This window comes from Dysgonomonas sp. GY75, from assembly GCF_015234155.1.
Lineage (GTDB): Bacteria > Bacteroidota > Bacteroidia > Bacteroidales > Dysgonomonadaceae > Dysgonomonas > Dysgonomonas gadei.
On the sequence record NZ_JADCLQ010000017.1, the window covers coordinates 158,395 to 184,780 of the forward strand.

A 26,386-nucleotide genomic window follows, 5' to 3' on the forward strand; every position below is an offset into this window, starting at 1 on the left:
TTAAAAGGATTTAATGATATATCTATATTTAGGTGTTTTACTTACTAAATATGAGCTTAAAATCTGAATGTATATCCCACACTATAAAATATATTATCTCCATAAGGTGAATTTTTATCCTGCACCACATCGTATTGTATCATGGCCATCATACCGCCAAGGCGCACACCTCCACCAATGAGGAACGAAGGTACAAATTTACTTTCACTGAATTCCATACCGTTATTATATTTTATATTCTGCCACATACGGCTCATTTCGGGCTGTACACTGATAACCAGATATTCGACAGGATAAAAACGTCCGAATACATCGAAACTCAGATAACTGTTATTCCATTTATAATCGTAATGCTTATCTTTAAAATAAGTATATCCGAAACCTGCCCCTGCAGTAAGATATTTGGAAAAATCATATCCTATCTGCGGCGAAATACCCACAACAGTATAGTCTCCAAACTGTAAACTGAAGTTACCTCCAACGGACAGTTTCGACGGATCGAACTGTTGAGAAAATCCGGCAACCGTCATACTCACCAATAAGGAAAATAATAAAAATGCTCTTTTCATATCGTTTTCAATTTTGATTCAATACATTATTTATAGCTTTCTGTATCAGAGGTTCCATAACCGAATAGCCTTTTTCACTTGGATGTTGGCTATCGAAACTATATCCTTCTTTCATTCCTCTGTCCTGATCATTAACCATAGCTGTGTAATAATCCACATACTCATAGCCGTTTTCTTCGGCATAAGCCTTTATTTCTACATTGAGGTCTTTTATTTTCTGCGTAATATTCCTTATATGCCCTTTCCATCCATATCCGCTCGAAGGCAGTACAGATGTCAGTATAACCTTTATCCCGTTTATTTGTGCTAGTTGAGCCATGGATTTGATATTATCCATCGTGAATACAGGATCATATTCACCTGTATTCTCGGCTATATCGTTTATGCCTGCATTTATAACCACTATGTTGGGTTTAAGCTCTATGACATCCCGACGGAAACGAAGCAAAAGCAGAGGACTGGTCTGCCCGCCAATGCCACGGCAGGTATAATTGTTGTCCTTAAAAAACTTATATCTCAGGTGTACCCAGTTTTCAGTAATGGAATTACCTATAAATACTACCCGGTTTTCACCCGGTTCGGGAGCTTCCAACTGGCTGTTGGCCCATGCATAGGCATTTAGTTTAAAAATATTGCCGTTTTTTCTGTTTATATAATAGTTGATACCTATATAAGCTACTGTCGCAATATTCAATATTATAGACAAGACTAAAATAATTCTGAAAAATTTTCCTTTATTCATATATTCTTATTGTATCTCTTTCTTTTTCGGATTACGGAGTTATTACCAAATTATATTAATATTATTCTTTTTGTTTAAAACTTTAAAAAAAATCATGTTGATCATTATAGGCTGTTAATTGTGTTCATTGTTTTTTTGGAAAAAGCTTGCATATTTCATTATTAAAAATCTGTTTGCATAAGATTGTGAGTTATTAACCGGTATAAAATTAGGCAAATTATTTGTATATAGCGTATTGTGAACTTTATTAAAACAATGTTGATAACTATATTTGTTGAAAAATAACTTGTTTCTGTTTTGCTTATCACTGTTGATAATCCTTTGAAATGTGTCCTGATAAATTGATGTGATTTTTAATTGTTATTTGCGACTTATTTCATATATGATGATTAGTTCCGATAAACCATGATTTTTATTTAAAAAATATATCAACAGTTATCAACAGGTTATGAACATACAATCAATAATTATAAATTTTAATGATTTATAGATTTTAAATAGCATATTACCAGATAAATATATAATTTTGTTACTTATTTAAATATAAAAACTACGAGATGAAAGAGTTTTTTAAAAGTTTATTAGCCTCTATTTTAGGCTGTTCGATAGTATTAGGAATTTGTTTCCTTATATTTTTTATTGTTTTGGCAGCAATGTCGGCCAAAGAGAGTTATACATTGAAAGATAATACAGTATTGACATTAAAACTTGAAGGTATATTGTCCGAAAGGATAGAAGAAGAAAATCCTTTACTCGCTATGCTGAATCAAAATAGCGAACCACAAATCGGACTCGATGATATTATTTCGTCTATAAAAAAGGCAAAGGAGAACGATAAGATAAAAGGTATATATATAAATGCAGGAGCTTTTTCCGCATCCAGTGCTTCTCTTAAAGAGATGAGAGATCAGTTGGTAGATTTCAAAGAAAGCGGAAAATTTATTGTTGCCTACAGTGATGTATATACACAGGGTTGTTACTATCTTTCGTCTGTAGCTGATAAGTTAATAATGAATCCGGAAGGCCACCTTGACCTGCACGGGCTTTCAGCTTCACCTATGTTTTACAAAGGATTGCTGGATAAAATAGGTATAGAGATGCAGATATTCAAAGTGGGTACATTCAAATCCGCGGTAGAACCCTTTATGCTTGATAAAATGAGTGATGCGAACCGTGAGCAGGTATCTTCTTATATAGGTGATATGTGGTCGACTATCACAAGTGAAATATCAGCTTCGAGGAATATCTCTGTGGAAAAATTAAATGTGATTACCGACTCACTTGCCCTTTTCAAAAAATCTGAAGTATGTGTACAGGATGGCCTGGTGGATACACTGATGTATGAAACGGGAGTAAGAGAATATCTGAAAACACTGCTCACAGGAGTAGAAAAGGCCAAAGATGTACGTCTGGCTTCGGTAAAAGATATGACCACCGTACCATTCGAAAACAAAAGCAAATCGAAAGATATCATAGCTATATTGTATGCCGAAGGTTCTATAACCGATGGTTCGGGTACGGATGGTATTACAAGCAAACGCTTTGTAAAAGAACTGGAGAAATTGAAAGACAACGACAAGGTAAAAGCCGTTGTATTCCGTGTAAATTCTCCCGGAGGCAGCGCTTATGCTTCCGAGCAGATTTGGAAAGCTGTCACCGACCTGAAAGAGAAGAAACCTGTAGTAGTATCCATGGGAGACTATGCAGCTTCTGGTGGATATTATATATCTTGTAATGCTTCCAAAATTATAGCTCAGCCAAATACATTGACAGGTTCTATCGGTATATTCGGAATGTTCCCGAATGTGGAGGGCCTTACAAAGAAAGTAGGTCTTACATTCGATAATGTGAAGACGAATAAGCTTGCCGATTTCGGCGATCTGACACGTCCTATGCGTGATGATGAAAAGGCTATACTTCAAAATTATATAGAGCGCGGATACGATTTATTCCTTACCCGTTGTTCGGATGGACGCGGCATTGATAAAAATTCCCTTGATTCTATCGCACAGGGCCGTGTATGGACCGGTAACCAGGCTTTAAAAATAGGTTTGGTAGACGAATTGGGAGGTATAGACAAAGCTATTGAAGAAGCAGCTAAACTGGCAAATCTCGAAGATTATTCTTTAAACAGTTTCCCTAAGAAAAGGGACTTCTTCGAATCCTTCCTTAGCGATCAGAAAGAAGAACTGACCACACGGGCCATGAAAGAATATCTTGGTAGTGACTATCAACTGTTCAAAACAATCAAGGAAATAAAAGAGCAGGACTTTATCCAAGCACGTATGCCTTACGATATTAATATCAGATAAGTTCTTTTTAGGAAAAATGATAAAGAATCAGCCTGTATATATCAACAAATGGTTGCTGCCGTTTTCATGGTTGTACAGGTTGATTGTATTCATACGCAACAAGTTTTTCGACTGGGGAATACTTAAGTATGAAGAATTTGATATTCCTGTTATCTGCATCGGCAATGTCACAGTAGGAGGAACTGGGAAAACTCCCCATACCGAATATCTTGTGCGCCTGTTGCAGCAAAAATACAGGGTAGGGGTACTCAGTCGCGGATATAAACGAAAATCGAAAGGCTTCGTGCTGGCTACGGAAGATTCTGACAGTCGTGATTTGGGTGATGAATCGTTCCAGATGAAACAAAAATTTCCGGATGCTATAGTTGCCGTCGACGCCAACAGGAGAAGAGGTATTAAAGAAATGCTGGCATTAGAAAACCCTCCCGAAGTGATCTTATTGGATGATGCATTTCAGCACAGGTATGTGAAACCTTCTTATACCATTATTTTATCCGATTTCAACCGTCCTGTCTATGAAGATGAATTGCTTCCTGCCGGACGATTGAGAGAGCCTGCATCGGCTCTTGTAAATGCGAATATGATAATCGTAACCAAATGTCCCGATGATATGCAGCCAATCGATTATCGTATCATTTCGCACGATATAAATGCTTTTCCGTATCAGGGATTATATTTTACGCAATTTACTTATAAACAGTTACAGCCGGTGTTTAAGGATTCTGCCCTCAAACAGCCGTTAGATATCCTGAAAGGCAAACATATCTTACTGACTACCGGAATAGCATCGCCAAAGATGATATTAAAGAAACTGGAGGAATATACAGATAAAGTAGATACATTAACCTATCCCGATCATTATAGTTTCAAGGCAAAAGACATTCAACATATTGTAAACAAATTTGCGGGAATACCGTCCGAAAATAAGATTATTCTGGTGACGGAAAAAGATGCTACCCGTCTTGTTTTGAACGAAAATATAGATGAAGAAATAAAAAGGCATATGTACTATTTGCCTATCGAGGTCACATTCTTGGATAAAGAGGACGATTTTAAAGAAAAAATATATAAACATGTTAGAGAAAATTCAGGAAACCGCAGGCTTTATAAGAAGTAGAGTACAGACTATTCCCAATATCGCCATCATACTGGGTACAGGACTTGGCGAACTGGTACACGAGATAAGCGACAAAAAAGATATCCCATACGAAAACATACCGAACTTCCCTGTTTCCACAGTAGAAGGCCACAGTGGAAAACTTATTTTCGGGAAACTCGGAGGTAAAGATGTGATAGCCATGCAGGGACGCTTTCATTATTACGAAGGCTATAGCATGCAGGAAGTAACATTTCCTATCCGGGTATTTCAGGCGTTGGGCATTAAATACCTTTTTGTGTCGAATGCGGCCGGTGGAATGAACGGCAGTTTCGATATAGGCGATATTATGCTTATCGACGATCATATCAATACTTTCCCCGAACATCCGTTGCGTGGGAAGAATTATAAGGAGCTCGGCGTACGTTTCCCCGATATGAGCGATGCATACAGTAAGGAGCTTCGTTTGTTGGCGATGCAGATAGCCAAAGAAAACAATATAAAACTGCAACATGGGGTTTATGTAGGAACTCAGGGGCCGACATTCGAGACGCCGGCCGAATATAACTGGTTCCGTATTATAGGCGGCGATGCCGTAGGTATGTCCACTGTACCGGAAGTTATAGTAGCCAATCATGCCAAAATGAAGGTGCTGGCATTCTCTATAATCACCGATCTGGGTGTAATAGGTAAGATAGTGGAGGTAACACACGAAGATGTGCAGGAAGCCGCTAAAATAGCCCAGCCGAAGATGGCATATATTATGCAGGAAGTAATAAAAAAGATAAATTAAAAAAATAACAGGGTGTTAGATCTGAACACCCTGTTATTTTTTATATAAGTTTACGGATTCTATCAGAATTTATATCCTACACTGATATGTGCGCTCCGGTTCTTTGTACTGGTATCTTTAAATATTTTTGTTAAACCCTGGTCAGCACCCAGACTAACGCTTATTTTATTCAGGAATTCGATACCCACAGCACCTCCAATTCCAAAATCGAAGCGATTACTATCATCACTAAAGATATCCTGATCTTCAATACCTTCTACACCCCATTTTATTTTTCCTCCTACACCGTAAGCCAGATAGGGTCCTGCACGGAATATGAGTTTAGTACCGGGTACTAAGTCCAGTTTATACCCCGCATGTATAGGTAGCTGAAGGTACATAGCATTATATGTAATTTTACTTTTGATAGGATTACTTCCGGCAGGAGAGACAACATTTATTTCTTTACTTTTGGCTCCTTTGGTTGTAAATTCCAGACCTGACATCAGGTAAAAGTTACTTGGTAATGCAAGCTCTGCAGTTAATCCGATATTGAAGCCTACTTTAACGTTATCATCTATTTTTTGTATCTCCGATAGATTCATTCCGGCTTTTACACCAAACGATACAGGGAGTTGTGCGAACATGCTTATACTACTTACCATACCGATAAGCAACACAATAGAATTTCTAATAATTCTCATAATATTAATTGATTTAATAAATTAATGTATGTTGTAAGACGTTTTAAAATTAAATAAATAATTCTGTTTAACAAAAAAGATTAAAAAGAGCGCTTGGCAGGTATGGGTGGAACGGAGTTTTGGCAATTATACTTTAACTAAATATATTTGTCAACAGATCTGATTACTGATTCAGCAGGATAAATTCATTCCGCAAGTTAGCAAGATTGGAAAAGATAATGAAATGAATGGTGTATAATTTTGTATCGAAACATTTATAGACTATGGAACAGAAAACAATCACCAGAGAAGAATATGCCAAACGTATCAATACCGTTATCGAGTATATCGGTAGTAATCTGGATGAAGAAATGGATCTGAATAAACTGGCCGAAGTTTCCAACTTTTCAGTATATCATTTCCATCGGATATTCAGGGCTATTGTAGGTGAACCGATAGGGGCTTTCGTGGTACGGATACGGGTCGAGACTGCAGCCCGGCTGTTGAGGTACACAGAACTTCCTGTACAGGATATTGCATACAATGTGGGGTATGCTACACCTTCTTCGCTGACCAAGGTTTTCCGGCAGTTCTATAATATTTCACCTACAGATTATAGAAACAATAAAAGTTACACGATTATGAAACCATTACTAATTAATGAGAACCTGAATCTGAAAGCTCCGAAAATACAGGAGGTAGAAACTAAACAAGCCATTTATATCCGGCTATTCGGGGAGTATTCTTCGCTTGATTTTCCCGGTACATGGAAACGTCTCTGGCAGTTTGTAAAAGAAAACAAGCTGTTTTCGGCAGGCATAGAGCATATTTGTTTTTATTATGATGATCCTAAAGTGACCGAATCACATAAACTACGGACAGATATATGCCTTGTAATACATAAACCGGCTGTAGCAAAAGGAGAAATAGGTGTTAAAGAAATAGAGGGAGGCAAGTATGCGGTATTCCATTATCAGGGACCTTACGACCAGTTAAGCAGTGTTTATGATACTATTTACGGAAAATGGTTTCCGGAAAGTGGATATCAGGTACGGAATGCCCCTTTATTTGAGAAATATGTAAATGATCCGGAAAGTACTGCACCTGATAAGTTGAAAACGGAAATATATATTCCGGTAGAATAAAGAAAGAGGGTTGGATTCAAATAAAATCCAACCCTCTTTTATCTTCAAAAATAGAATTACATAATCCCTTTCTCTCTCAGCTTTAATTGCCATTTCCATGCCGAATCCATTGTATTCTCAATGTTTTCCTTAGCAGTCCATCCAAGCACTGTATTAGCATGTTTAGGTTCGGCCCATATCTTTTCAATATCACCTACACGGCGAGCTACAATTTTATAATTTAGTTTTACTCCCGACACCTTTTCAAATACATTGATAAGTTCCAGAACAGAAACTCCACGACCTGTTCCCAGGTTGAAAACTTCTACCTTCTCTTTCGATTTGTCTTCCAACATACGGTCGATAGCTATTACATGCGCTTTGGCAAGGTCTACCACGTTGATAAAATCGCGGATACAAGAACCGTCAGGTGTATTGTAGTCGTCTCCGAATACGCTCATTTGCTCCCGTACACCGATAGCTGTCTGTGTGATATAAGGAACAAGATTTTGAGGAACGCCATTCGGTAATTCACCTATTTCGGCAGAAGGGTGTGCGCCTATCGGGTTGAAGTAGCGCAGGATGATACTTTTGATATCGGCTCCTGAACGTACAAAATCCTTAATTATTTCCTCATTGATTTGTTTTGTATTTCCGTATGGTGATTCTGCCGGTTTTACAGGGGCAGTTTCATCGATAGGGTTCACATCCGGTTCACCGTATACAGTACAAGACGATGAGAAAACAATATTCTTAACGCCAAACTGCGGCATAAGATCGAGCAGATTGATAAGGGAATTCAGGTTATTCCTGTAATAAAGTAATGGTTTTTGTACCGATTCGCCTACGGCCTTACTCGCAGCAAAGTGTATGATTCCTTTGATGTCGAGATGAGCAGTAAATAGTTTTCTCAGCCCTTCGAAGTCGTTGCAATCCAGTTTTTCGAAAACAGGCCTGATGCCTGTGATGCGTTCTATTCCGTCAATAGAGTCGGCTGTAGAATTGGATAAGTCGTCGATTATAACAACCGAATACCCTGCGTTTTGCAGTTCTACAACAGTATGTGAACCAATATATCCGGCTCCGCCTGTTACAAGTATTTTCCCTTTCATTCTTAGTGTATTTTAATTAGGAGGTAAAGATACAAAATCGAGAATAAAGTAAAAACGAAGAGAGAAAGTTTATAAGAATGTATAGATAGAATAGATATTTCTTTCTCTTTATTATTTGTTTTTTAGTATTTTATCCAACTCCCTCAACTGTTCTTCTCCTATATGCTCTCATTTGGCAATAATTTTTCTTTGTTTATCTATCAATATATAAGCTGGTATTCCCTTTACATTATAATAATCGGAAATGTAGCTGAAATGGAAGTAAAAAAACGTTCTTTATCCTATTTGATACCTCTTAAATACATGGTTTCGTCACTAAAAAATGGTATTTTGTCGCAAAAGTAATTCCTGTATCTCAAATTTCTATATATTAGCATCTCAGATTTTTCCGATAATTTGGAAGAAGTGATTCATTTGCCATATTAAAGTTAATACTCATAAAATAAATACATGGTACATTTAGTATATTGTGATGATAAAGCAAAAGTATTGAATAAGATACTTGAAGGTAGTAAAACAATGGTGGTGCGGGGAGCAGCCGGTCGCAAGTTTCCTCATAGCCGTGTTAATGAAGGAGAAATTCTTTACTTCATACAAAAGGGTACAAAGAAGATTTCTGCCGAAGCGATTGTTACCCATGTGGAGAATTATGTGAAGCTTACGGATGATCAAGCTATCAATATACTTAAGCATAATCAATCAAAACTCAATCTGACAGATAAACAGAAAGAACGCTGGCATAAAAAATGCCTCATACTTATCGAATTTTCCGATGTTCGGGAGATAGAACCCGCTCTTGATTTCGATCATCAGTCAACTATGGATGACTGGTTGATGATGGACAAAATAGAAGATGTTGTTGTAGGGACAAGCATTCCGTATAATTATGATAAAATTCGATTTAAATGACCCGTATAATTATTGAAAATATTAAAAGAAGCTAGGCAAATGAAATATTCCAAACTATATGATGCGATTTCGAGTTATATCAACCTTGAGGAAGAGGAAAAGAAGTTAATCCAATCCTTTTTTAAATACGAATACGCAGAGAAAGGAAAATCTCTTATTAAAGAAGGAGAATTAGCAGATAAAGCATATTTCATACTCTCAGGCTATCTGAAATATTTCAAAATACTCGAATCTGGTAACGAACTAATAATACATTTATATACTCCAAAAAGTTTCGTATTGTCTTTAAAAAGTTTCTTTCTGGGAGCAAAAGCGGAAGAATCCTTACAGGCTATTACTGACTGTGAATATCTGTGGATTACAGAAAAAGATTTGGAAAACCTATATTCCGTAAGCTATAAGTGGCATAGTTTCGGGCGGAAATTATTAGAAGATGCATTAATAGAAAAAGAAGAAAGAGTTATTGATCAGCTAACCTTGACAGCACAAGATAAGTATAAGAAACTACTCCGGAAACAACCGGATGTAATTCAAAATGTACCCGTAAAATACATTGCGTCATTTATAGGAGTACAACCCGAATCTTTAAGTAGAATAAGAAGTGAAATTATAATTTGAGGTATCGTATCTATTACCGGACAATTCATGTGAAAATTATAGAAGGACAATGAATTAACTAACATTTGTTAAGGTGTTGGGAACAACGTCATATTTACCTTTGTCAAAAAACAAGATAAATATGAAAACAATTTTAATTACAGGAGCTTCGAACGGAATAGGTAAAGAAACAGCTCTTTTATTTGCAGATAAAGGTTGGAATGTAGCAGCAACAATGAGAAGCCGGGAAAGCCTGTCAATATTTGGCGATAATAAAAATATAAGTACCTATTTATTAGACGTAAAATATAGAGATTCCGTGAAGTCTTGTATTGATCAGGTCATAGAAGATTATAGGAGAATCGATATGATTGTAAATAATGCAGGTATCTATACCACCAACCCTTTAGAAATTATTCCCGATGAGGTTATTGAGGATATAATAGAAACAAACATTAAAGGAGTTTTATACACAACCAAAATAGTACTGAAACATTTCAGAGAGAATAGATCCGGAACGATAGTCAATATATCTTCGGTTGCCGGGCGTGCAACATTTCCTTTCCAATCTGTATATCATGCATCCAAATGGGCAGTTGAGGGCTTTAGTGAAAGCCTTTATTATGAACTAGAGCCTATGGGCATACGGGTTAAAGTTGTTGAGCCCGGCGTAGTAAAGACGAACCTCTACGAATCGCTTTCAAACCTTAATTTCGAAGAGTACCCTAAAGAATATCAGGAGAGTTTTGTAAAAGGATATGATTCGCAGCTTAAAACTTTAAAAAACGGATATTCTCCTAAATTGGATGCAAAAACAGTCTACAAAGCAGTTAATAGTAAAAGTTCCAAATTGAGATATCCGACTGATACTACAACAAAAATGGCTGTTTTCCTTACTTGGCTTCTTCCATTATCTACATTTCGCCGTATAATAAAAAGAATGAATAGGCTGTAAAAAAATAGATAGTTATGGTAATGAGTAATCTCAACTCTTGATTCGCATTAATTTATTAAATATTGTTCATTTTTCCTTCATCCTTACGTAAAGTCTAAAAAACTTACTGTTTATTACTTCTAACTTATTACTAAAGAATTATCTTTGTACCCTAATTTATTTTTTATATGAAACTTGCATTTTTACTGACTTTTATCTTTCTCGTTATTTTATTCACAGCCTGCTCCTCTGTGGACAGCGATGCCAGGAAAGCGGCTCAATTGAATAAAGAATCGATAGAATATGTAAAAGAAGGTGATTTAGAGGAAGCCGAAAGGGCATATAAAGAAGCGCAGGAGATTTTATCCCGTTATAAAGGGACAGAAAAAAATGATGAGTTTCAGACGGCATACAATACTTATATGCACGGGGAGTCTCCAAATAACTGATAATAAAAAACTAACGTAAGGTCATAGACCTGTTTATTACAAAGAAACAAGAACAAATTATAATTCGATAGCACATCATTAGATTCTATCCATTACTTATTTTAGCCATATGTCTGAGAATATATTAAATGCAGAAGAGCCGAAAAAGAGCCTCAATTTTATAGAGGCGGCAGTGGAAAACGACCTGGCAACAGGTAAAAACGACGGCCGTGTCCAGACCCGTTTCCCGCCCGAACCGAACGGTTATCTGCATATTGGTCATGCAAAAGCCATCTGTATAGATTTCGGCATTGCAAAAGAATATGGAGGTGTTTGCAACCTTCGTTTCGATGATACCAATCCTGTAAAGGAAGATGTGGAGTATGTAGATTCCATTATGGAGGATATAAAATGGCTGGGTTACGATTGGCCTAATGTTTACTATGCATCCGACTATTTTGGTAAATTATGGGATTTTGCCGTACAGCTGATAAAAGAAGGTAAAGCCTATATTGACGAACAATCGGCGGAAGAAATAGCCAGACAGAAGGGTACCCCTACACAACCGGGAGTTAACAGTCCTTATCGTGACCGCCCTATCGAAGAAAGCCTCGATTTGTTCCACAAGATGAATGAAGGAGTGTTCGAGGAAGGTAGTATGGTGCTTCGTGCCAAGATAGATATGGCCTCGTCGAATATGCATTTTCGCGACCCCATCATATATCGTATCATCAAACACCCGCATCACCGTACGGGAACCACATGGCAGGCCTATCCGATGTATGATTTCGCACATGGGCAATGTGACTATTTCGAAGGGGTGACACATTCTATATGTACCCTTGAGTTTGAGGTACACCGTCCCCTATACGACTGGTTTATCGATCAGCTTGCTACCGATACATACCGCCCGCGTCAGTATGAATTCAACAAGTTGCAGTTTACCTATACCCTGCTCAGCAAACGTAATCTGAGACGTATGGTAGAAGAAAAAATACTTACCGGCTGGGACGACCCGCGCATGCCTACTCTTGTCGGATTTCGTCGCAGGGGATATACTCCCGAGTCTATTCACAACCTGATAGACCGTATAGGCTATACCAAATACGACGGAATAAACGATATAAGCCTTTTGGAATATGCGGTACGTGAAGACCTGAATAAGAAGTCGACCCGCGTATCGGCTGTGCTAGACCCTGTGAAACTGGTTATAACAAATTATCCAGAAGGGCAGACCGAAGTAATGGATGCTCAAAACAATCCGGAGGATGAAACGGCAGGAAGCCATAATATACTCTTCTCCCGTGAATTGTTTATCGAAAGGGACGATTTTATGGAGGATGCTCCTAAAAAGTATTTCCGCCTGACACCGGGCAATGAGGTTCGTCTCAAAAATGCATATATAGTAAAATGCACAGGCTGTAAGAAAGATGAAGACGGAAATGTAACGGAGGTATATGCCGAATACGATCCCCAGACCAGGAGCGGTATGCCTGAAAGCGGCCGCAAGGTGAAAGGTACTATCCACTGGGTATCTACCGAAGATTGTTTCGATGCAGAAGTACGCCTTTACGACCGTTTGTTCATAGTAGAGAATCCGGCCGACGACGGGAGGGATTTGACCGAACTGCTGAACCCCGATTCACTTCGTGTCCTTACAGGGTGCAAGATGGAATCATATTTGAAAGAGGCCAAAGTGGGGGATAAATTCCAGTTTCAGCGTACAGGCTATTTCTGTGTAGACAAAGATACTACCGATAGTAATATGGTATTCAACCGTACGGTATCGCTTAAAGATTCGTGGGCAAAAGCAAAAGATAAATAAAAATCTTTATCTATGTATTTAGCCGATAGCTTATAGTTCTTTGAAAGATTGGCTGGCCCCATCATTGACTCCGCTTCGCTCTCTTGAATTGAAAATCGACGGAATGTAATGTAGTCAATAGTTGTTTCCCCCAAAGGAGGACTTACAATGAGGGTAAAAAGATAGATAGAAAATACTACAAAAGTGTCACTTTTGTAACTTTTTTGAGAGGAAAGTTAAAAATTGCCGGCGATAAAGATAAGAGGGATTTTGTGTTAATCGCCGACTGTTAACTGTTCACTGAAAAAGTGTTACCTTTGTAACCTTTTAAGATTAAAACAACACCGAATGCCGGATAAAGATATATCATCACTTGTAAAACGATATCAGCAAGCCCATGAATCGGGTAAGAGTCCCTATTTCGACGCGGACGAATTCAGCGATCTGGCCGAATACTTCGATTCTATAGACGAACTGGATACCGCCCGCGAAATAATAAATGCCGGACTGGCTATCCATCCGGGTAATACTCCTTTGCTTATAAAGAAGGCAAAACTGGCTGTTTATGATGGGGAATACGAGCTGGCTCTGGAGCTTCTGGATTCTTCATCCGAATATGATTTTGACCTTTACCTGTTAAAGATCGAGTGTTATTTGCAACTGGAGCAGTATCAGGATGCCTTTGCGCTGTCGGAGGAGTTGCTTGAGAAAGAAGAAGACGAACCTCTGGATAATATGCTTGCCGAACTCGGATTTCTTCACGTAGAGGCCGATTGTTTTAAAGAAGCCGTGTTATATCTGCAGGAAAGCCTGAAGTACAATCCCGAAAATATAGAAGTACTGTCTGACCTGGCTTATGCCCATGAGATGCTTGGAGACTTTGAGGCAGCCATAGATGCCACAAATAAGATACTCGATATAGAACCATACACCTACGAAGCCTGGGTAAGCCTCGGAAAATTATACTCTCTGAAGGAGCAATTCGAAAAGGCTATCGATGCTTTCGATTTTGCGCTTACTATTAATGATGCAGATGGCAATGTGTTGAAATTGAAGGCTCACTGTTTGTCTCTGGTAGACAGGGTAGGGGAGGCTATCGAGATATTCAACGACTTGTTGCTTTCCGATCCGGATGATACTTCCATCCATTTCCTGCTTGCAGAATGCTATGAATCGTTGGAAATGTATGATGAGGCGTTGTCCTGCTTACAGAAATATGAAGATATAGAAGGAGAAACCACCGAATTGCTATCTAAGCGTGCTTACCTTTATCTGGGAAAGGGAGACTATCAGAAGACATTGGCAATAGTAGAGAAGGGATTAAAGGATAATCCTTATTCACTGGATCTGAATATGGTTGCCGGAGAGGTTGAGTTTCTGCGTGAGGAGTATAAGGAAGCCGAACTTTATTACCTGAGTATCTACTCTCAGAATAAAGAAAACTTCCAACTGTTGGACAGGCTGGCGATGGTATATATAAAGGAAGAAGATTACCAGCAGGCTGCTTTTTATACAGAGAAGCTGCTCGAACTCGATCCTACCAATCTGGCGGTGAAGCAGCGTTTGGCTCTGCTTTATTTCGAACTGGGAGATGAGGTAGAATTCAATGTTATATTAGATCAGTTTACGGACAAGGAACTACTTTCATTATTTGAGCTTATTTATACTCCTCAGTCGTCGGCTTATTTCGACCGTGATATGTTGCTTGCTTATCTGAATAAAGCAAGGGAAGCGCGGACTCTGTTCAAGAATCTCAAGTATTAAGAGGTCTGCTTGTATAAGCTATAAAATTTAAACTCGCTCTAGGCTTTTTCCGTCTTTTTTGTATTTGGCAAAAAAGCTGCTACCAATCCTATTAGTGGCAGGTAAGCGCAGATATCGTACACATGCTGTATGCTTGTTTCGTCAGCTACCTTGCCCAGTATGGCAGACGCTACTCCCGCAATACCGAATGCCAGCCCAAAGAACAGGCCGCCTATCAGGCCCACTTTACCCGGAACAAGTTCCTGTGCATAGACCAGAATAGCCGAGAAGGCCGAGGATAATATCAATCCGATAAAGATACTTAATATACATGTCCACATAAGGCCTACATGCGGCATAATAAGGGCGAACGGCGCAGTGCCGAGGATAGACGCCCAGATTACATATTTACGTCCGATGCGGTCGCCTACAGGCCCTCCTATGATAGTACCCAGTGCCACGGCAAACAGGAATGCGAACAGGTATAGCTGCGCATCGTGAACCGATACACTGAATTTGTCTATCAGGTAAAACATATAATAGCTGCTGAGGCTTGCCATATATACATATTTGGAGAAGATAAGTATGAGCAGTATAGAGATGGCAAAAGCTACTTTCCGGGTAGAATAGCCCGAAGTTTTTTCCGGAGTGCTTCCATCTGTTTTAGGTGCGGGTTTCAGCCTGTACAGGTTGGCTTTGTACCATTTGCTGATAACAAGCATTACCCCGATAGAAACAAGAGCGATGATCGATAGCCACCCGATATTCCGTTGTCCGTATGGAGTTATTATCCACAATGCCAGTAAAGGGCCTACAGACGAACCGAAATTTCCCCCTACCTGAAACAGGGATTGTGCCAGCCCGTGTTTTCCACCCGAAGCCATATAGGCGAGCCGGGAAGCTTCAGGATGGAATATAGAAGAGCCCAATCCGGTGAGGAATACGGCAATCAGTACATGTATGAAATCGTTGGCAAGCGACAGGGACAGTATTCCTATCATGGTAAATGTCATACCGATGGGCAGGGAATAGGGCTGTGGTTTCTTATCAGTGATGAGGCCAACAACGGGCTGAAACAAAGATGATGATAGCTGAAATACTAATGTTATCAGTCCTATCTGTGTAAAATTCAGCAACAGTGAATCTTTCAGTAAAGGGTATACCGCTGAAATGATAGACTGGAGCATATCGTTGAGCATGTGACATACTGCCAAAAGCGAAAGGATGGTGAAGGCCGTTCCGGTCTGGGTAGTTGTTTTCATTATAAACCGAATTGAATTAAGTCGCCAAAGGTAAGATTAATATTTAGGAGTTACTTAGCGATTCTTGATATTTCATCAGCAGTTAAGCCTGTATATTTCGCAATTGTCTGATTGTCTAGTCCTTCCTTCTTCATATTGAAGACTATCTTAGCTACCTTCATATCTTCTTCCAGGGAGTTGTATATTTTTGTAATAAGGCTTTTTATTGTATTCAGCAGCTTCTCCCGTCCTTCCACGGTAGAAAAATCCACTCCGCAAAAGGAACCCCGGTGACGCCGGAGAACAAGGTAATAAATACCTCCGATAACAAGTGCACTGAATACATCAAAGTTGAAGCCCGAGTTTTTAAATATATCGTTGTATTTGTCTATGAGTTTCTGCGAGGCTGTTTCTCTGGCCATAGCAGACTCCCGTGTGATGGGGTTATCAGCCGAGATATCCCAGATAAGTATTTGCTGCATGCTCTTGTTGTCGTATAGCGATTCTACAACTCCGGCCATGAGGTTATATGAATACTCCATATAATCGTCTTTTTCGGACTGCATATCCATAATATCACTTATCCAGTAGTCATATTTCCGGGTGAACTGTTCGAACAGGTCTTCCAGGTTTTCGAACCGCTTGTAAAAGACATTCGGCTCTATATTTGCTTTCTGTATTATAGCCGAAAGTGTAGTTTTTGCAAAACCTTCTTCTTCTATTACTGACTTTGCAGCCTCCATAATATCTTTCTCCAAAACGATGTTGGTGCGTCGCGATCTCCTTTCTTTTTTATCCCTTTCCATGTGTGAATACTATTTTGCGATGGTAAATATAGATGTTTTTTATCAAAAAAGAGGGCTGCCATAAAAACTATGACAACCCTTGAAGAAGTATGTGGAAAAAATGAAGTTATTACTCCAGTGCAGATATCCTTTCGTGTATTGTTGTTATTATTTCTATTTTAGCAGACTCTATTCCGGCATCAGGGTATTTTTCTTTATATTTTTGAGTCAGGTCTTCAGTCAGTTTTATGTGTTTTTGCACAGGAACAGATGTTTTGTTGTATCCTATTCCTCTATTGAAATATTGATAGAACATTGCTGCATCGCCCTCAGAAGATATCTCATATATAAACTCATTATTATCATAATAGAGTTTCATATAATAGATGCCATTATCGGTATTGAACGAATAGGTCCCTTTTGTTACAGTTGAAGTGATGCTATTTTGGTGGACGGAAAACTCCTTCTTCTCATTAGCAATCAATTTGTACGCATAAGCTTTAGGCAGGAAAGCATTTTTCAATATATCGTCTGCTATCTCTTCTTTTCTGTCACTGTTAGCGACAACAATAGCTTCCCGCAGATTTGTTAAAAGGATAAGATAACGGTCTATGACTGTGATATCAATTACTATTTCCTTATTGAGCTTATCTTTTAAGGTTAGCTTTGCAGAACCTAGTTTTTTAGGAGATAAGTATATAGTGCTAGTTTCGATTGTAGCATCAACAATATCTTTATTATCAGATACAATCGTGTATTCACCATTCCCACTGATAATTTCAATAACCTGGTTTTCGGCGAGCTTCAGTTTGGCTGAGGTCAGGCTAACTTTAAGTTCTTCGGTGTTTTCGTTATCGCTGCATGACGAAAATCCTGCAAGTAAGCAGGTAAAAATAATAAATAGAGACAGACTTTTAGGCATCTTAAGGCATTCTTCGGTTACTGTATATTTTATACAAAGATAGTATTATAAACAATATCATTTGCTTATAATGCTATTATTTTTTTATATATAATTCAAAAAAATATTGATAATGAGTAAGATATTTTATCTATATAATATAATGTCTGATTAATTACTTTTTTAATTTTAAAGGTTAATGTCAGGAGTTATAAAAAATTGCAATGAAGCAAACATGTAAAAAGTGTTACTTTTGTTACTTTTTTAGAAATATCTTAGGTGGATCTGAGCATTGGATATATGAAGATATCTTGTCTTTCAGATAATAGATTGAAGACTCAAAAGTAACAGAATATAAAAAACGAAAATGTTGTTACCTTTGTTACCTTTTATATATCTACCTTTGTATATTATTCAAAATCTGAAGAAATGAAACGAACAGAAATAGCAAGCTTGGGTGAATTCGGTCTTATCGATCACCTGACAAAGAATATTGAACTTAAGAATACCACTTCTGAGAAAGGGGTAGGGGATGACGCCGCTGTTTTGTCTTATGGCAATAAAAAGACATTGGTAACTACTGATCTCTTACTTGAAGGTATTCATTTTGACCTGATGTATGTGCCATTGAAACATCTTGGATACAAGTCGGCTGTTGTCAATTTTTCTGATATTTATGCTATGAACGGTCAGCCAAAACAGATGACAGTTTCGTTAGGTTTATCAAAACGTTTTTCGGTAGAAGATATGGAAACATTCTACGAAGGACTTAGTTTAGCTTGTGAAGAGTATGGCGTAGACTTAGTAGGAGGGGATACATCCGCATCACTTACCGGTCTGGCGATCAGTATTACTTGCATTGGTGAAGGGGAAGAGAGTAGAATATCCTATCGCAATGGTGCGAAAGAGACAGATTTGATCTGTGTTTCCGGTGATTTAGGCGCTGCTTTTATGGGGCTTCAGTTATTAGAGCGGGAAAAGGCTGTGTATGGTGGTGGAGAAAAAGACTTTCAGCCTGATTTTACAGGGAAAGAGTATTTACTTGAGCGCCAGTTGAAACCGGAAGCCCGTAAAGATATTGTAAAGTTTCTGGCAGAAGAAGGTATCGTGCCGACATCGATGATTGATATATCGGATGGCTTGTCTTCCGAACTGAAGCATATATGTAAACAAAGTAAGGTAGGGTGCCATATTTATGAAGAACGTGTTCCGATAGATTATCAAACGGCCATGATGGCGGAGCAATTTAATATGAATGTAACGACAGTGGCTCTGAATGGGGGGGAGGATTATGAATTACTCTTTACGGTACCTTTGTATTTGCATGATAAGGTATCGAAGATAAAAGGTGTCCATATCATCGGACATATAACAAAAAAGGGTTTAGGCCTTGTAATGGAAACCCGTGACGGAACCGAAATTGAACTAAAGGCTCAAGGTTGGGACTCGATAGGGAAGTAGAAATAATACTTCCATGAGTATAGTAGAAACTGTTACTTTTGTTACTTTTTCTTAAGAAATTGAGGGATAATATTAGTTAAGGAAACAATAAATCGGGGAGAGGATAACATGATATGAACTAATTGTCTTTACATAAATATCTTATAATAAAATTGTTATGTTTTGCTTTGTCTGTTCTGATTCTTTATATTGAAATATTTTATACGATATTTTTGGTAAATGTAAAATATATCCTATCTTTGCACACGCAAACGCAAGACTACAAAACTACAAACATTGGTGCCATAGCTCAGTTGGTAGAGCAAAGGACTGAAAATCCTTGTGTCCCCGGTTCGATTCCTGGTGGCACCACAAATAAAAAAACGTCTAAAATACACTGTTTTAGACGTTTTTTTATTTTTATATCTTTTTATTAAGTGTTAATTTTATTCGTTTTTATTTTACTTGTACTTAAAAGTAAGTACATTTATTGCTTATTGTTGACATATAATTTATATGATTATGGCCACATTTAAAGCGGAAGTTCAAAATAAGCGTGCGGATGGTACTTATAATGTAAGAATCAGGGTTACACATAATAGGGAAATACGACGGATGTCTACCAATTTATATGTTACCGGAGAAGATCTTACCCGGAGTTTAAAAATTAAAAATGTAAATATAACAGAAAAGTGCGACGAACTTATAAAGAAGTGTCGTAAAGTTTGTAATGATCTGGGCTTTGAATTATTTGATATACCTATAGATGAACTTGTTGCAAAAATAAAAAAGCATCTTCAGGGCAAAGATAAGTTCTATCTGGACTTTGTCCAATATACAAAAAATAAGGCTTCCAATATGAAAAAAGGAACCGGAGACACATACCTGAATATGTTAAGTGCTTTAAAACGTTTTGTAAAACGGGAAAAACTTGATATATCCGAAATAAATACAAACTTCCTTCGGGAATTCGAACAGTTTATTGCAACAGAACCTTCACAGCGTGGAAATAACAGAAAGAAAGCCAAGAAAGAACCGGAAGCCAAGGGGGGCCGTGCTGTATCGAAATATTTAGCATGCGTTCGTGCCATGCATAATATGGCTAAAGAAGAATTTAACGATGAAGATCGGGGAATAATAAATATTCCTTTCTCTCCATTCAAAAAATATAAACTTAAACCACAACCAAAAACGCGTAAAAGGGCTTTACCGCTCGCATTAATACAACAGATAATTAATCTTCCGTATGAAAAAGAAATAATAGGCGGCAGAACCAATCGATTTAATTTGGCGAAGGATTGTTTTATACTTTCTTTTGCCTTGGTCGGGATGAACAGCGCTGATATGTTTTATTCCGGATTACCTAAAAAAAATATAATAATCTATAACCGTGAGAAAACAGAAGGCCGACGGGATGATGGAGCTGAGATGCGTGTGAGGATCGAAAGTTATATTATAAAGCTGATAGATAAGTATAGGGATGATAAGAAACTATTCCGGTTTCACAGGCATTACTCAAATCATGCAATCTTTAATGCTGCTATTAATAAAGGGTTGAAAAGGATTGGGAAGCAGATCGGTGCGGAAGATCTGGAGTTTTATGCCGCCCGGCACTCCTGGGCTACCATTGCCCGTTCATCAGCTGTAGGTATAGATAAATATACGGTACACGAGGGTCTAAACCATGCTTCTAACAAGGATATGAAAGTGACTGATATCTACATTGATAAGGACTGGACAGTGATTTGGGAGGCTAATAAAAAGGTTCTGGGATTGTTTGACTGGACATTTTTAAATAGAGAATTCTAAGCTAATCATTTTTTGACTAGGTAAAAATAATCTACGATATTTTCGTAAACCTCGAGCAAAACCTCGCTCATTACTTTTTTCATTGACTCGTAAATTCTATTATTTTTTTACATAATATAATCTCGATTAAATAGCCTCGTCAAAATTTGATAAGGTATAAAAGTGATATAAAAAGAGCCTGTCATCCCGACAGGCCCTTTCAGTCTTAACACACAAGTTTAATTATTAGAAAATAATATTGGAAAAATACCGTCATCACGACGTGAGTACGGGTATGTTTAATCACTATTTCATAAAAGCCATCCAGATAGTCTTATTATATCTACCTGTAGGATGACCAAATAAAGGTTGTTTATCTATAATTGACAGTATTTCCTTCACTGACACCTGAGTTTCATTCCATTTGAATACTAATACACCATCAGGTTTCAGTACTCTCATGCATTCCTTAAATCCATCACGTATTACTCTTGGCCAATCATCAGGGAGCACGCCATATTTTTTTGCCATCCAGGAGCTTTTTCCCAGATGCACTAAATGTGGCGGATCAAATACGACCAAAGCAAATGTATTATCTTTGATAGGCATATCAGTGAAATCCATTTCGATATCGGGTTTTATTTCCAAATACCGGCCATCACAGAGAACATGGCTTTCTGTTCGTTTGTCGGCAAATAAGACATCTGGATTTTGCTTGTCAAACCAAAACATCCGGCTTCCACAACAGGCGTCTAATATTTTTTTCATATCGCAAATTTACGCTTTGGCATTTAATAAGGCTTTCGGCTGCTTCTTTATTTCCCCGGCTATTCTTTTGCGCAGACACTTATTCCCTTTGTCTATTTCCTTCTGCAGCTGGACCGCCTCCTTCTCCTTTTTCAACAAATCCCGGTAGAGAGGGTTACGGGAGAGTTTCTTTTTTAGCGATGTTATTTCAGCTTCCAGCTGCGCCAGTTGCTGCTGCAAGGGGTCATCCTGCTTGCCCCTGGCGGCGAAAGCGCTTTTCAGGAATTCCCGCCCGAGCTTTGGGTCCAGCCAGTCCAGGAACTTGATGAATATGTCCAGGTGCATCCATGTTCCGGGAGAGGTTCCCCCGCTGATCACACGCACGAGGTTGCCCTTTTCGGTGAATTCCTGATCCGGATCCAGCCCATACTCCAGACAGACGCCCATTATAAAATCCCGGACCTTCTGGCTGCGTGTATAGCCGTATACATCTTTTCCGTACTCCCGGGCTAACGACGAAGCGTTGAACAACCCGTCTCCATTGGTATGGAAGAGGGTTTCATTTGTTCCCGCTCCGGGAAGCAGTGAAATGCTATTTGTTTGTTTCATTTTTTTAAGTTATAAGTTTTAAGTAATAAGCAGTGAGTTTTTCATATCGCAAATTTGCGATGTGAATTTATTCCAGTTCAAAGTTTGATTCGCTTAAAATAATAGTAGTTATATTTGAATGAGATAGCAACAGCTGTTAACTCCCAGCCTTGCGAACCATACTTATTCAGTTCTGTTTCATAAAGCAGATGCACTGTTTCAACTATTTTATATTCGTATTTATTCATCTTTCTTACTCTTATTTTCCTCACTTCGCAAATTTGCGGAGTGACTGATAATATTGTATATCCTTGTTACTATTATTTTGTTCTGGTCATTCATAATTCTAGTTGTTTAAGATAAGGTTGCAATTGTCGCAGTATAACCGGGTTATATACTGTACATCTTTCTTTAAAAATTCATTTTTGTATGAACATTTGGGACAAATAAGTTCTACAAATAAATCATTTTTATCTTTTTCGTCTACTGTCTGCCAATTCTCCCTTATAGAGGGGCTTTCTGGATTCTGCCTAATTCTTTCTCTTATTGTATTGTTCTCTATCCATAGATGATGTAACCAATTTGGATTTTTTGTAGGCATTCCTGTATCATAAATATACTTGAGATAATTCTTTTCCAGGCCTGGATCTAATTTCATCGTTGACTCAAAATACTTTTTAAACTTATCGGGAAATTCCTTGAAGTCCCATTTTTCCGGAGTATGCTTGATCGGCTTCACCTCCCATTGTCCTCCTTCAGGTACAAGAACCGCATTGCTATTTTGAAGCAAATCACATAAGTAATTCCGTCGGCCGCCTCCGAAATGTAGTAACGGATGTATTCGGTATCCATTATATTGAATATATGGTTTGCAAAAACAACCAAGTCGTTTCATCCGTAGATAATCATTCTGTCCATATATCCTTTTGAGCTTTTTCTTCAACTTCCTGGGTACTTTTGTTTCTTTCCTTCGTATTTTCCATAGCTCCTTTTGCAAGCTCCTTATTGCAGTACCCCTTTTCTTTTGAGTTTCTCGTAATGCCATATTTTGTTCATTCTTCACTTCGCAAATTTGAGGAGTGATTATTTTTGTTATCATTTCAATACTTTTCTAAAAATGTTATCATTTTTTACGGAGATTCATCAGGTATTTTAACTTACGGGTTATATTTATTGACATTTCCGTCAGGGTCTTTAACCTATCAACCTGGTCTTTCGTTCCAGGAACCTGTTCCAGTATCTTGAACCCCTCGAACGCCGTAATACCGAACGACTCATACATCTCTATCAGGGAGGTTATCTCGTCATCGGTAATGACGCAGAATTGAAGGAGCAACAGCAATGCTTGTGAATTAGTTTTGACGCCGAATTTTTCCTGAAGCTGGAGCAAACGTTTGTTCTGCTCCTCCGTCAAATCGCGTATCAGTATATTTTTACTCATTTTTACTATATCTGTTTTCCTCACTTCGCAAATTTGCGATATGGATTATTCTTCGGTTAAATCTTCAATTTCATATTCCCAACTCATAGCATCATCTTCATTGATATTGTCGGTAAGCCACTCAAATGCAGCCTGTATATCCTTATCCTTGGTCATATTCGCTTCATCGTCTGATATAGTTACCTTATGAGCTATTTTTATCAATCCATTGTAGATATCATCCGAAACTTCTAAGTCTACCAAACCCATTCTATAAGTTACTTGTACAGTTAAATCCTTTATCTTTTTCATAATTCTTTGCTTTTTACATTCCGCAAATTTGCGATGTGACTAATTATGTCATGCATTTCAGGCAACATCGCCGCCATTAATACTAATAACCGGTATATCCTTGATAATATTGTTACGATTGAAACTAATAGTTGCATTATAACAACCAATATTCCGAATTCCGCCGTGCACCATTTCAAGGCTATAGCTATGCCGGCGAATATGGTCATCACAAAAAGCATTTTTACTTCAAAATTTTTCATAAGCCCTCCTCACCGTTATTTAGGTCCTTATTATTTAAATGCAGATCGATCAGGTAATCGTTCATCTGGTCCTCATTATTGATCTCTGTGACTTTCATGTCCTGCGAATCAATTAAGTCTACAGCATCCTTAATTGTATTCCAGGCGGACGGACAATCAGCCATGGCAACAGCGACAGTCGATGTGATGACTTTAGGGTTTCCCTGATACGTCAAAATAACCCTTTCCCCATCCGATATAAAGGCCATTATGTGGACACCGCTGTCTTTGGCCGACTTTGTCATTTTCCGTACAAATTCTTCAAATTCCATAGTTATTTCGTTTGTTTGTTTTCACTCCGCAAATTTACGATATGACTTATTATATCTTCTTTTGCACATACTCTATAGCCTCCATCAGCTGCTCATACGTCAGGTCATTGCCGGTGATCAGGTTGTAGTTTATGTAGTACCGGGCCATGCGGTTGTTCCGGTCATGGTCCGTTTTTATAGCAATGCTGCGCCAGAAACCGACGTACCTGTTCAGTATCTGTATTACCCACTTTTGATCCACTGCAGGCATGTAGTATACCAGGCTGATATATTCATCACAGCAAACGGGATTCAGGCCCATAGCCCGGAGTTCCTGCAGGAGGTTTTCCATCAGCCGGTATTTATGCGCTGTTCCGGAGAGGATCGCGTGAAGCTTTAAGCCGTCCACTTCGTAATAAACTACCTTGGCAATCATGTTCAGCATATATTTTTGCTCGGCATAGTAGATATGCTGATCGACTGAAAGGCCCAGCATCATGGTGATATTCGCTTCCCAGGCGTCGGGATAAATAAAGTTTGCTTCTTCGATCGTAAGATCCACAAAATGGATATAACGCATCGGTATCTCATAGTAATCGTCCTCGCTGTAGTAAGGATATACCTTGGCGCAAGGCCCGGAGGACGTGATCGTATTGAAGTCCCAGCCTATCATGGCCTGTCCGCAATAATCGGGTATGGTGATGCCGGTCTCCTGCAGTTCGTCTGCCGTGGCATCGATTATTATTTCTGTATTGAATTTTTTCATAAAATCAATTTTTTAATGTGCCAATTAAAAAAAGCTATTGGCCATTAGCTAACAGCTATTAGCTGAAAACATTGGCACATTGGCATATTAGATAATTGGCTAATTATTTCCTTCTGGTCTTTTCGCACTGTGCGGCCAGGTACTTCTTCTTATCCGAAACCTCATTATTGGCCGCCGACACCCTATCATATTCTACCTGCAGGCAATTGTACCGGTTTATTAACTGGTTCCATTCGGGACCGATATCTATGCCCTTGGCAATGCGTGCTTCTACTGCAGCGATATCGTTCTCGATCTCTTCTAATGTACGGCGTTTCGGATTGTACACGCAAGGCTTCTCTTGTCTGGCGGCCACCTTGGTAAAGGTTACAGGCGTCGCCTGATTGGATTTTAGCTTTTCTGTACTCATTCCGCAATTTTGCGGTGTGACATTTGTACTACCTGCCAGGTATTTTGGTTTTTCGTATTTCATGGCTTATCGTATTTAGAATTAAATTTCGGGCATAAATCCCGTACTTTCTTGTATAATTCATCTACAGGGATTAGTTTCCGTCCGGAATAATCCTGACGGGAACACGCGTCTTTTATAACATCCATACCGATTATGCCATGGCAGCTCGCTTTTAATACTGCTACCATTTTAGCCAGGTCCTTACCACAGATATCGCTGTATAGGACATATATATCTGTTCCGTAAATACCATATGTATCCAGTAGCAATACATAGAACCATTCAGGATTCTGTATCTCCGGATCGATATCCTTTATCGCCGGTTGCAGCAGTTCTATCACTACATTCATTGCACCGGGATTGCCATCGCACATTTGGACGATTACCTGCAACGTACTAGTATCTGCTTTTATCCTGTTCATATTTGCCTCCTTCCATCATTTTCATACACATTTCTTCAAATTCGATATCCTGCACGCAATCGGCGCACATATCCTCGCCGATCACGATCTCGGAGGAGATTTCCCCGCAGCATTTGCATTTGCCGTGCGTGAGGTCTGAGGGTCCATAGGTTGTTATTTTTTGCATGC

General features: G+C 38.5%; 30 protein-coding genes and 1 tRNA gene. 13 read left to right on the plus strand and 18 right to left on the minus strand.

Translation table 11 applies throughout. The features are described from left to right. Positions 1–56 precede the first annotated feature (56 nt). Together IR083_RS09815 and IR083_RS09820 are read right to left on the minus strand one after the other, a co-directional pair. On the minus strand, positions 57–569 hold the full coding sequence (locus tag IR083_RS09815; RefSeq protein ID WP_194224159.1) for a hypothetical protein: 513 nt from the start codon (positions 567–569) through the stop codon (positions 57–59). A 7-nt stretch (positions 570–576) separates the two neighbouring features. Continuing rightward, on the minus strand, positions 577–1,311 hold the full coding sequence (locus IR083_RS09820) for a GDSL-type esterase/lipase family protein (RefSeq protein ID WP_006800689.1): 735 nt from the start codon (positions 1,309–1,311) through the stop codon (positions 577–579). 557 nt (positions 1,312–1,868) lie between these two features. Between IR083_RS09820 and sppA the strand changes: the two genes are divergently transcribed. Genes sppA through IR083_RS09835 form a run of 3 tightly spaced genes read left to right on the plus strand, consistent with a single transcriptional unit; the run spans position 1,869 to position 5,512 of the window. Next, positions 1,869–3,623, plus strand: a complete 1,755-nt coding sequence (gene sppA, locus IR083_RS09825) for a signal peptide peptidase SppA (RefSeq protein WP_194224160.1) — start codon at positions 1,869–1,871, stop codon at positions 3,621–3,623. Positions 3,624–3,639: 16 nt separating this feature from the next. Further along, positions 3,640–4,740, plus strand: coding sequence for a tetraacyldisaccharide 4'-kinase (gene lpxK, locus IR083_RS09830; protein WP_199343218.1), 1,101 nt, complete (start codon positions 3,640–3,642; stop codon positions 4,738–4,740). After that, entirely contained in the window at positions 4,697–5,512 is an 816-nt protein-coding gene (locus IR083_RS09835; protein ID WP_194224161.1) for a purine-nucleoside phosphorylase, read from the plus strand. Before lpxK ends, IR083_RS09835 begins: the two co-directional genes overlap by 44 nt. 62 nt (positions 5,513–5,574) lie before the next feature. Here IR083_RS09835 and IR083_RS09840 read toward each other — a convergent pair whose 3' ends face one another. Continuing rightward, complete coding sequence (locus tag IR083_RS09840; RefSeq protein WP_194224162.1) at positions 5,575–6,195, minus strand: porin family protein; 621 nt, start codon at positions 6,193–6,195, stop codon at positions 5,575–5,577. Positions 6,196–6,458: 263 nt separating this feature from the next. On the opposite strand from IR083_RS09840, the gene IR083_RS09845 reads away from it, so the two are divergent. Next, positions 6,459–7,319: a GyrI-like domain-containing protein gene (locus IR083_RS09845; RefSeq protein ID WP_194224163.1), complete on the plus strand. Its 861-nt coding sequence runs from the start codon at positions 6,459–6,461 to the stop codon at positions 7,317–7,319. A 56-nt stretch (positions 7,320–7,375) separates the two neighbouring features. On the opposite strand, the gene galE is transcribed toward IR083_RS09845, so the two are convergent. Further along, complete coding sequence (gene galE / locus IR083_RS09850; RefSeq protein ID WP_194224164.1) at positions 7,376–8,410, minus strand: UDP-glucose 4-epimerase GalE; 1,035 nt, start codon at positions 8,408–8,410, stop codon at positions 7,376–7,378. A gap of 450 nt (positions 8,411–8,860) precedes the next feature. Here galE and IR083_RS09855 point away from each other — a divergent pair, with 450 nt between their 5' ends. The 6 genes from IR083_RS09855 to IR083_RS09880 all read left to right on the plus strand — a co-directional run bounded on the left by IR083_RS09855 (position 8,861) and on the right by IR083_RS09880 (position 14,846). Continuing rightward, positions 8,861–9,319 (plus strand): hypothetical protein, encoded by a 459-nt coding sequence (locus tag IR083_RS09855; RefSeq protein WP_006800682.1) that lies wholly within the window; start codon positions 8,861–8,863, stop codon positions 9,317–9,319. A 39-nt stretch (positions 9,320–9,358) separates the two neighbouring features. Beyond that, the gene (locus IR083_RS09860) at positions 9,359–9,937 is read left to right on the plus strand and encodes a Crp/Fnr family transcriptional regulator (protein ID WP_006800681.1); all 579 of its coding nucleotides are present in this window, start codon (positions 9,359–9,361) and stop codon (positions 9,935–9,937) included. 121 nt (positions 9,938–10,058) lie between these two features. Then, a complete protein-coding gene (locus tag IR083_RS09865) occupies positions 10,059–10,871 on the plus strand; it encodes an SDR family oxidoreductase (RefSeq protein WP_044216480.1) in 813 nt (270 codons plus the stop codon). Between the two features lie 167 nt (positions 10,872–11,038). Continuing rightward, on the plus strand, positions 11,039–11,299 hold the full coding sequence (locus IR083_RS09870) for a hypothetical protein (RefSeq protein ID WP_194224165.1): 261 nt from the start codon (positions 11,039–11,041) through the stop codon (positions 11,297–11,299). 109 nt (positions 11,300–11,408) lie between these two features. Beyond that, positions 11,409–13,103: a glutamine--tRNA ligase/YqeY domain fusion protein gene (locus tag IR083_RS09875; RefSeq protein ID WP_006800678.1), complete on the plus strand. Its 1,695-nt coding sequence runs from the start codon at positions 11,409–11,411 to the stop codon at positions 13,101–13,103. Between the two features lie 327 nt (positions 13,104–13,430). Beyond that, positions 13,431–14,846: a tetratricopeptide repeat protein gene (locus tag IR083_RS09880; RefSeq protein ID WP_194224166.1), complete on the plus strand. Its 1,416-nt coding sequence runs from the start codon at positions 13,431–13,433 to the stop codon at positions 14,844–14,846. Positions 14,847–14,884: 38 nt separating this feature from the next. Here IR083_RS09880 and IR083_RS09885 read toward each other — a convergent pair whose 3' ends face one another. From IR083_RS09885 to IR083_RS09895, 3 genes are all read right to left on the minus strand, one after another. Next, positions 14,885–16,087, minus strand: coding sequence for an MFS transporter (locus tag IR083_RS09885; protein ID WP_194224167.1), 1,203 nt, complete (start codon positions 16,085–16,087; stop codon positions 14,885–14,887). Positions 16,088–16,137: 50 nt separating this feature from the next. After that, on the minus strand, positions 16,138–16,872 hold the full coding sequence (locus tag IR083_RS09890) for a TetR/AcrR family transcriptional regulator (RefSeq protein WP_194224168.1): 735 nt from the start codon (positions 16,870–16,872) through the stop codon (positions 16,138–16,140). Between the two features lie 109 nt (positions 16,873–16,981). Next, on the minus strand, positions 16,982–17,773 hold the full coding sequence (locus IR083_RS09895; protein WP_194224169.1) for a hypothetical protein: 792 nt from the start codon (positions 17,771–17,773) through the stop codon (positions 16,982–16,984). Positions 17,774–18,181: 408 nt separating this feature from the next. On the opposite strand from IR083_RS09895, the gene thiL reads away from it, so the two are divergent. From thiL to IR083_RS09910, 3 genes are all read left to right on the plus strand, one after another. After that, positions 18,182–19,213 carry a thiamine-phosphate kinase gene (gene thiL / locus IR083_RS09900; protein ID WP_194224170.1) on the plus strand — a complete coding sequence of 344 codons (1,032 nt, stop codon included), beginning with the start codon at positions 18,182–18,184 and terminating at the stop codon, positions 19,211–19,213. Positions 19,214–19,491: 278 nt separating this feature from the next. Then, a tRNA-Phe gene (locus IR083_RS09905) sits at positions 19,492–19,564 on the plus strand. A 150-nt stretch (positions 19,565–19,714) separates the two neighbouring features. After that, entirely contained in the window at positions 19,715–21,001 is a 1,287-nt protein-coding gene (locus tag IR083_RS09910; RefSeq protein WP_194224171.1) for a tyrosine-type recombinase/integrase, read from the plus strand. Between the two features lie 285 nt (positions 21,002–21,286). Here the strand turns inward: IR083_RS09910 and IR083_RS09915 are convergent, their stop codons facing one another. From IR083_RS09915 to IR083_RS09965, 11 genes are all read right to left on the minus strand, one after another. Continuing rightward, complete coding sequence (locus tag IR083_RS09915; RefSeq protein WP_194224172.1) at positions 21,287–21,748, minus strand: class I SAM-dependent methyltransferase; 462 nt, start codon at positions 21,746–21,748, stop codon at positions 21,287–21,289. Between the two features lie 9 nt (positions 21,749–21,757). Further along, a complete protein-coding gene (locus IR083_RS09920; RefSeq protein WP_194224173.1) occupies positions 21,758–22,336 on the minus strand; it encodes a KilA-N domain-containing protein in 579 nt (192 codons plus the stop codon). A 77-nt stretch (positions 22,337–22,413) separates the two neighbouring features. Then, on the minus strand, positions 22,414–22,563 hold the full coding sequence (locus IR083_RS09925; protein WP_194224174.1) for a DUF4177 domain-containing protein: 150 nt from the start codon (positions 22,561–22,563) through the stop codon (positions 22,414–22,416). A gap of 98 nt (positions 22,564–22,661) precedes the next feature. Further along, positions 22,662–23,414 (minus strand): hypothetical protein, encoded by a 753-nt coding sequence (locus IR083_RS09930; RefSeq protein ID WP_194224175.1) that lies wholly within the window; start codon positions 23,412–23,414, stop codon positions 22,662–22,664. A gap of 24 nt (positions 23,415–23,438) precedes the next feature. Continuing rightward, complete coding sequence (locus tag IR083_RS09935) at positions 23,439–23,756, minus strand: hypothetical protein (RefSeq protein ID WP_194224176.1); 318 nt, start codon at positions 23,754–23,756, stop codon at positions 23,439–23,441. 45 nt (positions 23,757–23,801) lie between these two features. After that, positions 23,802–24,047, minus strand: coding sequence for a hypothetical protein (locus IR083_RS09940; RefSeq protein ID WP_194224177.1), 246 nt, complete (start codon positions 24,045–24,047; stop codon positions 23,802–23,804). Between the two features lie 238 nt (positions 24,048–24,285). Beyond that, the gene (locus IR083_RS09945; RefSeq protein WP_194224178.1) at positions 24,286–24,600 is read right to left on the minus strand and encodes a hypothetical protein; all 315 of its coding nucleotides are present in this window, start codon (positions 24,598–24,600) and stop codon (positions 24,286–24,288) included. 49 nt (positions 24,601–24,649) lie between these two features. Further along, complete coding sequence (locus tag IR083_RS09950) at positions 24,650–25,345, minus strand: hypothetical protein (protein WP_194224179.1); 696 nt, start codon at positions 25,343–25,345, stop codon at positions 24,650–24,652. Between the two features lie 103 nt (positions 25,346–25,448). Then, positions 25,449–25,817 (minus strand): hypothetical protein, encoded by a 369-nt coding sequence (locus tag IR083_RS09955; protein WP_194224180.1) that lies wholly within the window; start codon positions 25,815–25,817, stop codon positions 25,449–25,451. Next, positions 25,814–26,218, minus strand: a complete 405-nt coding sequence (locus IR083_RS09960; protein ID WP_194224181.1) for a hypothetical protein — start codon at positions 26,216–26,218, stop codon at positions 25,814–25,816. Before IR083_RS09960 ends, IR083_RS09955 begins: the two co-directional genes overlap by 4 nt. Further along, positions 26,193–26,384, minus strand: a complete 192-nt coding sequence (locus tag IR083_RS09965; RefSeq protein WP_194224182.1) for a hypothetical protein — start codon at positions 26,382–26,384, stop codon at positions 26,193–26,195. Before IR083_RS09965 ends, IR083_RS09960 begins: the two co-directional genes overlap by 26 nt. Between the last annotated feature and the right edge of the window lie 2 nt (positions 26,385–26,386).